Annotated in this window: 12 protein-coding genes and 1 other annotated feature; of the genes, 3 read left to right on the top strand and 9 right to left on the bottom strand. The window is 46.2% G+C overall.

Features of this window, described 5'->3' with window-relative positions:
• Positions 1 to 2: 2 nt before the first annotated feature.
• Positions 3 to 731: an ABC transporter ATP-binding protein gene (locus L5M38_RS05850; RefSeq protein ID WP_263139018.1), complete on the bottom strand. Its 729-nt coding sequence runs from the start codon at positions 729 to 731 to the stop codon at positions 3 to 5.
• Positions 732 to 783: 52 nt separating this feature from the next.
• On the opposite strand from L5M38_RS05850, the gene L5M38_RS05845 reads away from it, so the two are divergent.
• Both L5M38_RS05845 and L5M38_RS05840 read left to right on the top strand, forming a co-directional pair.
• On the top strand, positions 784 to 1,383 hold the full coding sequence (locus L5M38_RS05845) for an arylesterase (RefSeq protein WP_028760985.1): 600 nt from the start codon (positions 784 to 786) through the stop codon (positions 1,381 to 1,383).
• A gap of 145 nt (positions 1,384 to 1,528) precedes the next feature.
• Positions 1,529 to 2,596 (top strand): DUF3083 family protein, encoded by a 1,068-nt coding sequence (locus L5M38_RS05840; protein ID WP_028760986.1) that lies wholly within the window; start codon positions 1,529 to 1,531, stop codon positions 2,594 to 2,596.
• 87 nt (positions 2,597 to 2,683) lie between these two features.
• On the opposite strand, the gene sohB is transcribed toward L5M38_RS05840, so the two are convergent.
• A complete protein-coding gene (gene sohB / locus L5M38_RS05835; protein WP_263178551.1) occupies positions 2,684 to 3,700 on the bottom strand; it encodes a protease SohB in 1,017 nt (338 codons plus the stop codon).
• Positions 3,701 to 3,811: 111 nt separating this feature from the next.
• Positions 3,812 to 6,295: a VolA/Pla-1 family phospholipase gene (locus tag L5M38_RS05830; RefSeq protein WP_263178550.1), complete on the bottom strand. Its 2,484-nt coding sequence runs from the start codon at positions 6,293 to 6,295 to the stop codon at positions 3,812 to 3,814.
• A gap of 262 nt (positions 6,296 to 6,557) precedes the next feature.
• Between L5M38_RS05830 and L5M38_RS05825 the strand changes: the two genes are divergently transcribed.
• Positions 6,558 to 7,295, top strand: coding sequence for a YciK family oxidoreductase (locus L5M38_RS05825; protein WP_263166039.1), 738 nt, complete (start codon positions 6,558 to 6,560; stop codon positions 7,293 to 7,295).
• A 146-nt stretch (positions 7,296 to 7,441) separates the two neighbouring features.
• Here the strand turns inward: L5M38_RS05825 and L5M38_RS05820 are convergent, their stop codons facing one another.
• The 6 genes from L5M38_RS05820 to rnm form a co-directional block, all read right to left on the bottom strand.
• On the bottom strand, positions 7,442 to 8,407 hold the full coding sequence (locus L5M38_RS05820; RefSeq protein WP_263166036.1) for an exo-alpha-sialidase: 966 nt from the start codon (positions 8,405 to 8,407) through the stop codon (positions 7,442 to 7,444).
• Positions 8,408 to 8,508: 101 nt separating this feature from the next.
• A complete protein-coding gene (gene rluB, locus L5M38_RS05815; protein ID WP_028760991.1) occupies positions 8,509 to 9,384 on the bottom strand; it encodes a 23S rRNA pseudouridine(2605) synthase RluB in 876 nt (291 codons plus the stop codon).
• A complete protein-coding gene (gene scpB / locus L5M38_RS05810; protein ID WP_263178549.1) occupies positions 9,377 to 9,973 on the bottom strand; it encodes an SMC-Scp complex subunit ScpB in 597 nt (198 codons plus the stop codon). The genes rluB and scpB overlap by 8 nt, the downstream gene beginning before the upstream one ends.
• Before the next feature lie 3 nt (positions 9,974 to 9,976).
• Positions 9,977 to 10,765: a segregation and condensation protein A gene (locus L5M38_RS05805; protein WP_105252121.1), complete on the bottom strand. Its 789-nt coding sequence runs from the start codon at positions 10,763 to 10,765 to the stop codon at positions 9,977 to 9,979.
• 159 nt (positions 10,766 to 10,924) lie between these two features.
• Entirely contained in the window at positions 10,925 to 11,545 is a 621-nt protein-coding gene (locus L5M38_RS05800) for an L-threonylcarbamoyladenylate synthase (protein WP_028760994.1), read from the bottom strand.
• The gene (gene rnm, locus L5M38_RS05795) at positions 11,542 to 12,402 is read right to left on the bottom strand and encodes an RNase RNM (protein ID WP_105253095.1); all 861 of its coding nucleotides are present in this window, start codon (positions 12,400 to 12,402) and stop codon (positions 11,542 to 11,544) included. The genes L5M38_RS05800 and rnm overlap by 4 nt, the downstream gene beginning before the upstream one ends.
• 211 nt (positions 12,403 to 12,613) lie before the next feature.
• Positions 12,614 to 12,721 (top strand) — a sequence feature (Trp leader region).
• Positions 12,722 to 12,767: the final 46 nt, after the last annotated feature.

Raw genomic sequence — 12,767 nt, 5'->3', positions numbered from 1 at the left:
TATTAAGCCTCCTTAACATCAGCTAGCGGTTCTGTTTGAGTGATATCTTCCTGTAAATGGCCGTTATCCATCACTAGTTGACGCTCACACCGCTTGGCCAACTGCAGATCATGGGTAACGAGGACTAAGGTTGTATGGCTTTCTTGATTAAGCTCAAACAACATATCGGCAATCTTATGGCCGTTGACGCTGTCTAAATTGCCAGTTGGTTCATCGGCAAACAAGACTGTAGGCTCACAGATAAAAGCGCGGGCAATCGCCACCCTTTGCTGTTCACCACCCGAGAGCTGTTTGGGTAAATGGGTCAAACGATGGGATAAACCAACCCGCACCAACATGGCCTGCGCTTTTTCCTTGGCATTGCTCACGCCCGCAAGCTCGGCGGGTAACATGACGTTCTCGAGCGCAGTTAAGGTATCAACTAACATAAAGGATTGAAAAATAAAGCTGACCTTCTGTTTACGCAGTGCCGCTTTTTGCTCTTCATTCAGTGGTGATAATGCCACACCATCGAGCCAAATCTCCCCCGACGTAGGCGTATCAAGCGCCGCAAGCAATCCCAATAAGGTGGATTTGCCCGAACCTGATGGGCCGAGAATGGCCACACTCTCACCTTGCTTGACATCTAAGTTAATGCCCTTGAGGATAGTGAGCGTTCCTTCCTGAGTAATCACTGATTTTTCGAGGTTAACAACATTAATGGCACTGTTTTTTAAGATGACGTTAGACATAGGATCCTTCTTATATAAATCGTTCTGGTATCAATCGCTAAGATTAAAATCAATGGCGAAGACCCTAGGGGCATTCATCCTACTGAGTGTACTCATGGTCACGCCCGCTCACGCGGCAAAGATACTGATCCTCGGCGATAGCTTAGGCGCTAGCTACGGCATGGCAGAACAGTCAGGCTGGGTAGCACTACTGCAAAAAAATCTGCCCGAACATCAGTTTACCAATGGCTCAGTGAGCGGCGAAACCACAGCGGGCGGCCTACGCCGATTACCCGCCTTGCTCGATTCTGTTGCTCCCGACCTTGTGGTCGTTGAACTGGGAGGTAATGATGGTTTACGTGGATTCCCCCCAACGCAACTCGAAAATAATCTAATCCAAATCATTACCCTAGCCAAAGATAGCGGCGCAAAAGTGCTGCTGACCGAGATCATGGTACCGCCTAACTATGGCCCTCGCTATACCCAAAAGTTCACCCAAGTGTATCAAGACATATCTAAAACCCAGGATATAGTGTTGATCCCCTTCTTTATGCAGGATATCGCGCCCCATCCAGAATTAATGCAAAGGGATGGCATTCATCCCAACGAAAAGGCACAAGCTCAGATTGCGGCTTGGATGCAACCATGGATAGAAAATGCGTTAACCCAATAAAATAGCTGCTATTTTAAGCTAACGAACCGCTTACTTAGCTAAACTCATACTCAACGGATAAAAACGTGTTCTAACGCAAGATTAACCCTATAGATAAACAGTAAAATTCGTGTTAGCAAATGGTTAACTCAAACAAGGAGTCAATATGTCCCTTAGCCATCAGCAAAAAGTGTACATACCCAAGGAAGCCCGTACCAATCAATACATCACAGCCGAAATCAAGGTGACGGATGAGCTACTCAATCAATATCCCGATTATCAAAGCTGTTATCAAACGTTAAGCCGTTTGATATTTAATTTGGCAGAACAACACGATCTCCGTAATGTTCACGTGATCACTAACGATAAACTGCCAGTAGTGCGTTACCATACCGAAGCATATTGCTTCCAAACCACTGAACAAATTCTATTTTTTTATAACCCAGCCTACCACGAAGCCCAAAACTTATTCTCGCAAGAAAACTATCGCGCCCGTAAACTGCGCATTGTGTTTCTCGCCACAGGTGACGATATTCGCAGTAATTCCGCCAGTTTCCATATCAAGGTGCGTGAGTTACTCACTGAATTAATGCCCTTAATGCCAATAAGCGATCTTAAGGTTAAGGTCCGCGACCATCAGCATTTATCCTATGATCTGTTCGCAAAAGCTAAGGGCTATAAAGAAACCTATGGTTATAAACTGCGCGCCATCGGCCCAAGATATAAAGCCAGAAAATGTGAGTTACCAGAAAACGTTAGCTCTCTTACCTATGTGACGGTGAGCTTGCCGCTGAGTCGCAAACTCAAACAGGGTTTATTACCTGACTCAGCCACTGACTTTACGCCTTTATATCAGCATCTTGAAGACTGCTTCCTCAAAGCGGCAGCTAATAGACAACTGACACGCCTTGCTATGATAGCGAACGGCTTAACACCACTTGTGCGTAACAGTAAGTTTGAAAAGCTCGACAGCAAAGCCGAAGTACAAATGATAGGGTTTGATCCTAATGCGACTGAGCAACAAGTTATCCGTCGTTGGGATGCCGATAACTTAGTCGAAGCCGCGCACTTTACCATAGTGGCAGGTACTAAGGACTGTGACGATTCGGGTTTCGGTCGTTTTATGAACAATGTTGAAACAGCCCTGAAGGCCTTCGCAGCCGACATAGGTGTCGATCCGGAGCGTGAAGATCTCATCGTACGCTTCCATCAACATATCAGCTATCAAATCTAACCCACTTCGGTATTAGCCGCGAAAGCTCAGCAAATGAAAACGCCTGCAAATGCAGGCGTTTTTACTTTTATTCACCAATAGACAGAATTAGATAGGACGATTTTTTTCTATGAGGCGATTAAAAATAGCGTTCACAGACAAAGAGGCACCGTGGGCAATTTTATCAGCGAGTTTCTTTCTCACCTGATAACGTATCTTGTACACAGTACGCTCTGTGGCGAGTGACATTATCACATCATCGCTGGTCGAAATCGCATCAACTAAACCTAATTCAATAGCTTGCTGACCGTACCAATGCTCGCCAGTAGCGACTTTCACTAAATCCAACTCAGGGCGATACTTACCAACAAACGCTTTAAATAAGACGTGGGTTTCTTCGAGTTCCTCTTGAAACTTCTGTCTTCCCTCATCGGAGTTTTCACCAAACACTGTCAAGGTGCGCTTAAAATTACCAGCCGTATGTTGCTCATAATCAATTTCATGCTTTTTCAGCAGGCGATTAAAGTTAGGCAGTTGAGCAACAACACCAATAGAACCGACAATGGCAAAAGGTGCAGCATAAATTTTATTCGCTACACAGGCCATCATATAGCCACCACTGGCGGCGACTTTATCAACACAGACAGTCAATGGAATATCAGCTTGGCGTAAGCGATCTAACTGGCTGGAGGCTAAACCATAACCATGCACCATACCACCGCCACTCTCTACATTGACAACCACTTCATCGCCTTTTTCTGCGATAGCGATAATTGCACTGATTTCTTCACGCAGTGATGCGACCTCAGCGGCATCGATACTGCCCTTAAAATCAATCACGAACACTTTGCCCGTGCAGGCTTCATCTGCGGCCTTGTCTTTTGCCTTTTCGTCAGCTTTTAATTGCTTTTCATAGGCTTTGAATTGTTTCTTTGACAGAAGTTCTTCTTTTAAGCCATGCTTAAGTTCTTCTAACTCTTCAGACAAGTTAGTGATCCTCAGCTCGCCCTTATCTGACTTGTGTTTTACAGTGGAAGCCAACACCACAATAATAACGGCAACGATTGCGACCACTATTGTGACGGCTTTCGCCAAAAACATTCCATACTCGTATAAAAATTCCAAAGTGTTCTCCGTTAGGGCGTTACATCATTCAGTCAATTGCGCGCTATTCTAACAGCCTAAAGGCCCATAAAAAAACCCAGCAAAGGCTGGGTTTTTCCGATTAAGGCAAGATTAGTTAGGACAAGTCGCAATGACCCCACTGTTTGTCACTAAAATCGTCACGTCGTCCTTACCTGCAGTAGCAGCATAGGTTGCCACTTGAGTCTGCATTTCAACCGTGGCAGCCGCGGCCATACCATCCGTTGATTCCTTTTCTTTAGGATCAACAATCGAACTGTGGTGACCTTTAGCGAAACGCACAACGCCATGACCTTTGCTCGTGCTATCGGCACAAGGTAGCCCGATGGCAGCGATCAGCGGCTCAGTGCCCGATAATGGGAAGTTATCGACGCGATTAGGCAGCACTTGATCTGCTAAGTTACCGTTACCATCACCCGCCACTTCAATTAAGTGAACAGGTAAGCCTGTCGCTTTTAACATAGCAGCATGGTTAACAGGATCTGCAGAATCTACCGCTGTTTGAACCGCAAAGGCAAACGTCGGAATAAATTGGGCATATACCCCCTGCACCAGTGCCGCATATTCAGGGCTACCAGGCTCATAACCTGCTGTATTAGCCGCATCGACCTGTGCTTGGAAAGTTGCAGATGCCGTAATATTACTAAACAGTACTGGGCCAAAGGTTGCAGAACCTGCGAATGATCCTGCTAATCCACCTGCTGGCGCAACTAAGGATACAGCATTGATAACATAAGCATTTGGCAAGGCATCGCCGGTTGCTGGATTCTTCATGCCCGTGCTGGCATAGGTCGCAAAATCGGTGCCCACAATGGCGCCTAAACTCAGACCTTGAGCACTGATTTTAGTCACATCAAATACTTGCGGCTGACCTGCTTGTGCTAAGCCCTGTGCTAAGCCCGTAAGAGCAAGACGCACCCCTAAATGGTCCATCGTCGCTTGACGGAAATTATCTCGCACCGACAAAGTGCTAGAAATATTCACAAACACCAACGGGTTACCATTTTTAAAGGCGTCCGGTTTACCAACAACTGCACCGAAGGCAGGATCTGTCGCAGAGACTTCATAAATCCCATCTCCGTTAGCATCAAATGAACGCGCACCGTGAAGTGGCATATCAATAGCAACAGTCGCAACCCCCATTGCCGCATACGTGCCGGCATAGGCCAATGACATTTCTTTACCGCCACCTAAACCGTGAAGGGCAATTGTTGTTGGCCAACCAGATGTAGGAGGAATAAACTCACGACCTTGCTGTTGATAAAAAGCGGCCAATTTCGTTGCATTGGGCATAGAAATCAGTACAGATACTGTTTCATAACCTTTGATTGCTGGAATAGGATTGAATTTAGTCAGATGTTTGGTTTTATCAACTGCCGTACCATCGTCTAAAACCCATGTTTTACCCGCCATTAACGAGGGATTGGCTAAAGCATCAGCAGTGTTGGCAATACCATTAGCCACCGCTTGCATACCAAAATTATTCTGGCTGAGTGTGCCCGCTTGCAGTGCTAGTAGCACAGATACAGGGCTATCACCTTGGGCTTTCCAATGACCATTAATTAATGGTTTACCTTCAGCGGATAAACAACCAACTGAAGAACAATCACCGTAAATAGGCAGTTTAATTTTTGCCGTATACACATCAGCCAAGTTTGCGGCAACATAGGCAGCTCCAGCAGCTGGTGTTAAGCCTGCCACTTGAGCCACAGTCAATCCAGTCGGTGTTGGCATCTGGGCAAAGCTTGGTGCATAGGGAGCACCCTTCGCCATCAGCAATTTGGTGGTTTCATAGACGGTAGCAACAGACTGAGTGGTAAATAAGCCAGAGTAACTGATGGTTAAAGGATCGACCTTATGGGCCGCAGCAATCCCTTTCTCATAACTGTTCACTAAGGTTTGCAGCATCAATTGATCTGGCGTTTCTAAAGGTAACGTATTGATATCCAGCTTCAACAAACCATAGGTCGTTGAAGGAGCGATACCACGACCTTCAGAATCTTGAATAAGATTCGTTGTCGCATAAATATAAGATTGCCCGGCTTTGAGTGGCTTAAGCGGAATTATCACCACTTTTTTGCCCGAAGCGGTTGATATAAAGTCAACGCCAAACTGCAACTCAGCGCCCACTTTACAGGCTGAAACTGACGGTTTAGCCTTACATTCGGGATCAGATGATAATGCGCCGCCTACTGTGGCTTCAAACATTCTGACAGCACCCGGTTGCGCAACCGATGCCGCCATTAAGGTTAGCGGTGTACCGTCATGTTTTTTCGCCAAATCGATATCAATAGAAATCGGTGATGTTGTCGACCACCCATCTAACGCCCCAAGCGCTATTTGTGGATCAACATAATTGCCCGAGCTTTCACCCGGAATTGATAATGTGCCATCTTTGGTGCCACTGAACAGCAAATCATTCGGTAATGGAACTTTTGAATTAGCAGGGTCGAACACCATGTGCGATTCAGGGATGAGCACTTCTGTCTTATCCTTGAGTTCATTAAAACTGTCCTCACCACATCCTGTGAGGCCCAGTGCAGATGCAATCGCAACACCCAAAATGAGTCTTTTCATCTTTTTTCCCCAAATCTTGTTGTAATAGTTTTGTTTTCCCCAAGAAATTAGTCACAATAGCTTTTAGATCTGTGACCAATAGGGCTTATGTTAGCCCCTAACTCATTTCAAGTTAACGTAAAAATATTGAGTTAGCCACAAGTTTGTCACAAAGATTTCAGCTATTGATAACAAAGTTTCATTCATTTGTTTGAAACATGCGTTTATCACTTCGGCGACTCTAGAAGTGGCGGGCATTCTCGCCAAGAGGAAAAAGAGACTCATGTTGGAATATCAAGCAGCAAAAGATTTACTCAAGGGCAAGACGATTTTAGTCACAGGCGCTGGTGCTGGCATAGGCCGAACCGCCGCCATTGAGTTTGCAAAACACGGCGCCACTGTGATTTTACTTGGTAAAACAGTGAAAAAATTGGAAGCAGTTTACGACGTAATAGAACAAGCCGGTTATCCCAAGCCTGCCATAGTGCCATTGGATCTTAAGGGCGCAACGGAACAAAATTATCGCGATATGGCCGATACCATAGCCGAGCAATTCGATCATTTAGACGGCTTATTACATAATGCTAGCTTACTCGGTGCCTTAGGTCCGTTTGAACACATAGATATTCCATCACTCGAAGACGTGCTCAAAGTGAACGTCACGGCCCAAGTCATGCTAACTAAAGCATTACTACCTGTGATGCGCCAAGCACCCAGTGCATCGATTATCTTTACGTCGAGCAGTGTGGGTCGTCAAGGCCGCGCTTATTGGGGACCTTATGCCTTCTCTAAGTTTGCCACCGAAGGCATGATGCAAGTTCTCGCCCATGAATGCGATGGCACCTCAGTTCGAGTTAACAGCATCAATCCAGGAGCTACCCGCACTGAGATGCGCGCTAAAGCCTACCCTGCAGAGAATCCACTGGATCTCAAAACAGCTGAAGAGATCATGCCGACCTATCTCTATTTGATGGGTCAAGATTCTAGTGCCGTCAACGGACGGCAGTTTAACGCACAGTAATCGAATCGCTTATTGAGTTTCTGCCGATATGATTCAGCAATATTAAAGGGCCTATTTATGGCTCTTTAATATTTTAGATATTCTCAAAATGAAACCCAGAACTTGTCGATGATATTAAGTACGACAAAGATACCGCACCGCCAATCCTAGCTTAACTGAATTTTTGCAAAATAAATCATCGTTTTAGCTTTGGCGACTCTGTTTGACTCATCAAGCGAATTTTGTGTATCCAGCTGTGAGTCAGCTAACTCATGGCTGGAGTAATAACTTACCCACAACTCATTTCCGTCAATCACAACGCCCGCATAACTGGTATCGCCCTTCGATGGCAGTGTCAGTAGTTCTTGAACCACGCCAGTATCTGGATGAATTTCAACTAAAGCCGTGCGAACTCGTTCATCATATAAACGCACTACAGCCAACAAACGGGATTGATACATCAACATCACTGGCCCACCAATGCGCTTATCGAGTTCTTGCCATTGCCAATCAGTGAATGGCATTTGACTGCGGCCGAGTAAACCGACAAATTCTGGGCCCCATACGGGATCGCGCCTCAATAGACAAAAGCCGTTTTCTTGATGAAAAACAATGGCAGTTTCGTTGACATAACCTTGATTATTAAACAGCTTTAGCCAAGTTTCAAACTTCACCCCATCCTCACTCTTATACAAACGGGTATCACCATCGGGCCCAGCGCGATAACCCACGCCATAGAGTGCATTTTGATGCTCGGTTAAGCGCCATAACCAATAGCCTTTATCAGCGACTTTTAACGCATCCGACCACGCTAGCCCATTGGCTGAGCGCCAAAGATGTGATTGTAAACCAGACTTATCGTGTAAAGTCCCGCCGCCGAGTAAGAGTAATTCCCCTTGATACTCAATCAGTTTGCCATCGCGTAAATCCGCCTCATCCGAACGGATCAGCGCCACGCTCTGCCAAGTGTCACCTAAATCCGCTGAGCGTAGAATTCGTAGCGCACCATCGGGTGACACATGGGCTGTCCCTTCACGGAAAACGCAAAACAGTGCCCCCTGAAACGTGATTAAATCGGTAAACGCATTATGGGCAGCGTGTTCCCAAATCCGTTTCACTGAAATTAGCTTCATTCATTCACTCCTCAATCCAACTGAGACTTGTTATAACATAGCTGCAAATAACAGAAAGCAAAAAGGCCGCTTAGCGGCCTTTTTCATTGGGATAAAACAACTTAGCTGCGCTGACGCGATGGCTTGGGTTTTCCCGATCCGGTCACTTTATGCTTACGTACGGCGCGGCGAATTTTAGCACTCTTCACCTGAGCACGGGCTACGCTGTGTTTATCAGCGGCGAGCATAGTACGAGTTTCGGGCTCAAGACCCGCCAGCTTACGCAAGTAGTTAACTTGCTCTACTGGCAATTCAACCCAGCCACCGCGAGGCAGTGATTTTGGCAGTTCGACCATACCATAACGAATACGGATCAAACGACTCACCTGTACTTCTTGGGATTCCCACAAACGGCGCACTTCACGGTTGCGACCTTCGCGTAAACACACATGCCACCACTGGTTCATGCCTTCGCCGCCCGCTGGCTTGATGCTATCAAACTGCGCAGGGCCGTCTTCTAACATGACGCCAGTACGTAAACGTTGCACTGTCGCCTCAGGGATTTCACCAAAGGTACGCACTGCGTATTCGCGGTCGACTTCGTTCGATGGATGCATTAAACGGTTCGCCAACTCACCATCTGACGTAAACAACAATAAGCCTGAGGTGTTAATGTCTAAACGACCAACCGCTACCCAGCGTGAATCACGCACTTTAGGTAAGCGATCGAATACCGTTGGACGGCCTTCAGGATCTTTACGACTACAAATTTCGCCTTCAGGTTTATGATATGCCAGCACACGGCAAATCACATCTTCGGCAGACTTTAACGAAATGGCTCTGCCATCGATACGCACTTTAGCATCAGCTTCAATACGATCCCCAAGGCTAGCAATTTCACCATCAATACTAACTCGGCCTGCAGCAATCCATGCCTCCATCTCACGACGGGAGCCATGGCCTGCACGGGCCAAGACTTTCTGCAATTTTTCACTCATTAGTATTTTGCTCTTCTGACTGTTCTGGCGCTGATTTCAAACCTGAAAAAACCGCCTGCAATGACTCAGTATCCGACAACGGCGGTAAATCCGCTAAGGTATCTAAGCCAAAATATGCTAAAAATTCTAAGGTAGTGGCATATAACGCGGGTCGCCCCGGTACTTCTTTATAGCCAACTACTTTAATCCAATGTCTATCTGACAAACTTTTTATGATATGGCTACTTATAGCCACACCGCGCACTTGTTCAATATCGCCGCGAGTCACAGGTTGACGATAAGCAATCACCGCCAAGGTTTCTAATGTCGCACGCGAATATTTAGGCGCCTTTTCTTGCCACAGAGGCTGCAAAAATGGACTCAAGACTTCTAAGGTCTGGAAGCGATAACCCCCAGCGACTTTCACAAGTTGCACACCTCTGTCTTGATAATCCTGCTGCAGCTCATCCAATGCAGCTTTTATTTTGTCTCTGGAAACCGTGAAATCCACCAATACAGTGTCTTTCAACATTTTCGCCGACAAGGGTTTCCCCAATACAAACAAACTCGCTTCAATAAGCTGTTTTAATTGAGTAGGATTTATCTGCATCAATTAATAGGCCTTAACGTAAATAGTTGAAAACGGTTCTGTTTGGTACAATTCGACCAATAATTCTTTGACTAATTCCATCAAAGCTAAGAAGGTGACAACCACGCCGGCACGGCCTTCTTCTAGGGTAAATAAACGTTCAAATGCCGTAAAATCTTCCGAGTTCAACATGGCTAAAATCTGGCTCATGCGCTCACGGGTCGATAACTGTTCACGCTTAACGTGATGATCTTCATAGGCATCGATACGTTTGAGTACATCACCAAAGGCACGGGCAATTTCAAACAACGAGACTTCTGGCGGGATCATTAACGGCTTAATGTCAGGTGCTGCCACTGCCTTGGCTTGAAACACATCCCGCTCGAGCCGCGGCAAATCATCGAGTTTTTGCGACGCTTCTTTAATCACTTCATAGGCTTTCAACTGACGGATCAATTGCGCCCGAGGATCTTCCTCAACCTCATCTTCAGCCACCATACGCGGCAGCAGCAAACGGGATTTAATCTCGGCAAGCGTTGCCGCCATCACTAAGTAATCGGCAGCAAGTTCGATTCGAGCCTGAGTCAGCAACGTAATATATTCTAAATACTGCGCGGTGATTTGCTGAATGGGTAAATCGACAACGTCTAATTTTTGCTTACGGATCAAATATAAAAGTAAATCCAATGGCCCTTCAAAGGACTCGAGGAACACTTCCAATGCCTCAGGCGGAATAAACAAATCCAGCGGCATTTCGGTCATTGCCTGACCACGAATAACGGCTAAGGGTAAACTTTGTTGCGTGCCCTGCATCCGCTATCTTGCTCCGTTAACACTGCGCTATCCAACCTAGGCTAACGCCAAACGCGCGATTATACCTGTAAATCTACGGCGATAAAACTGCCAAATGTTGACTACCACGATCAGAATCACTTACCCGCATCCATTAGCGATAAATCTAATGTGGCAGATTTAGAGGAACGGCGTGATATCACCCGCGCCTTCACGTAAAATCTCGGCGCCATCTTCAGACATATCAATCACAGTCGTTGGCTTTTCGCCTAAATAACCACCGTGGATAATCACATCCACTTGATGCTCGAGCAAATCACGAATTTGTTCAGGATCAGACTCGGCAAATTCTGCATTCGGCATCACTAAACTGGTCGACATCAGCGGCGCATCTAAGGCTTCCAGCAACGCCAGTGCGATTACATTGTCGGGCACACGAATACCTATGGTCTTTTTCTTGTCATTTTGTAAGCGACGCGGTACTTCTTTAGTCGCTTTGAAAATGAACGTATAAGGCCCAGGCGTGCAGCTTTTTAGGATGCGATACGCCTGATTATCCACTTTAGCGTAGGTCGCAAGCTCGGATAAATCACGGCACATCAAGGAAAAGTTATGATCGTTCTCAATTTGACGAATTCTCGCCATCCGCGTCATCGCGTCTTTCTCACCAATCAAGCAGCCTAAGGCATAGCCCGAATCGGTGGGATAAACAATCACACCGCCGCTTTTCAATACGGCGACCGCCTGACTAATAAGCCGCGTTTGCGGATTTACTTCATGTACATAAAAAAACTGACTCATGGTCGTTCCATCCAAGATTCCGATTGCCAGACCCAATCAATACCTTGGGGCTGATACAGATTTTTACCTAATTCTATCCAATTGCTCGGAAAGTGAAAATCACTCCCTATCGATGCGAGCAACTGGTTTTGGACACTCAGCGCCACAAGATTGGCCCTGTCGTCTAATGTTTGCTGGCCAAGCACCACTTCCATGGCATCTCCACCGGCTTCTTTAAATTCACGCACTAAGCGCTTAAGCCACTTAGCCGATAACTTATAACCACTGGGGTGCGCCAACACGGCTAACCCACCTGCGTTATGGATGATATCAATGGCACTGGCCATATCACCCCAATTATTAGGCACATAACCGGTTTTACCGCGTGCAAGGTAGCGTTTAAAGACGCTGGGCATATCCACAGCATGACCATTTTCAGCCATCCAGCGAGCGTAATGTCCACGGCTCAATGCCGCATCACCCGCCAACGCCTTAGCACCTTCGTAGGCACCTTCAATGCCAGCTTTAGCTAATCTATGGCCAATTTCTTGAGCCCGTAATTCACGTAATTCACGCTGGTTTTCTAAAAATGCTAATAACGCTGGATTATCAGCATCGAAGTTAAGCGCCACTATGTGGATATCGTAACTGTTCCAGCGAGTAGAGATTTCCACGCCAGAAATCAATTTCAATGGAGTAGCTTGTGCCTGATTAAAGGCACGGGCTTCAGGTAAACCAGCCACTGTGTCGTGATCGGTAATGGCAAATAACTGCACCCCCTTTTCAAGGGCTCTTGCCACCAATTCAGACGGCGTTAACTGACCATCGGACGCGGTCGTGTGGCTGTGTAGATCAGCCAATATGCTTTGAGTATTCATGGCGCTATTGTACGCGAACTTGTTAACAAATGCGCTGCTATCTCGTATTTTGTGGCTGAGTAACATCAATTTTATGCATCATTGCAGCGAATAAATCGCAGGAAGTGAAAAATATTCAATTGACATTCAGCTCCAGCTAAGGTTTTCTATACACCAATTGACTGAATTAGCGAGACCCTTTTGAATGACACACATTAACGCTTCATTAAACATCATTTGGTGGTGGCACTTCCCAACGTAGCGGGTGGTGTGAAGCTCTGTGCTCATTTGAAAGTGACCAGAATCAACAAGAAGCCCGCAGAAATGCGGGCTTTTTTGTTAGGTGCGAAAAATGTCGGCAGACTCGGGCAAAAAATTAAGAAAGC

Origin of the sequence: Shewanella sp. SM101 (genome assembly GCF_025654465.1) — a bacterium.
GTDB lineage: Bacteria > Pseudomonadota > Gammaproteobacteria > Enterobacterales > Shewanellaceae > Shewanella > Shewanella oncorhynchi.
This window is presented reverse-complemented; position numbering and strand designations above follow the sequence as displayed.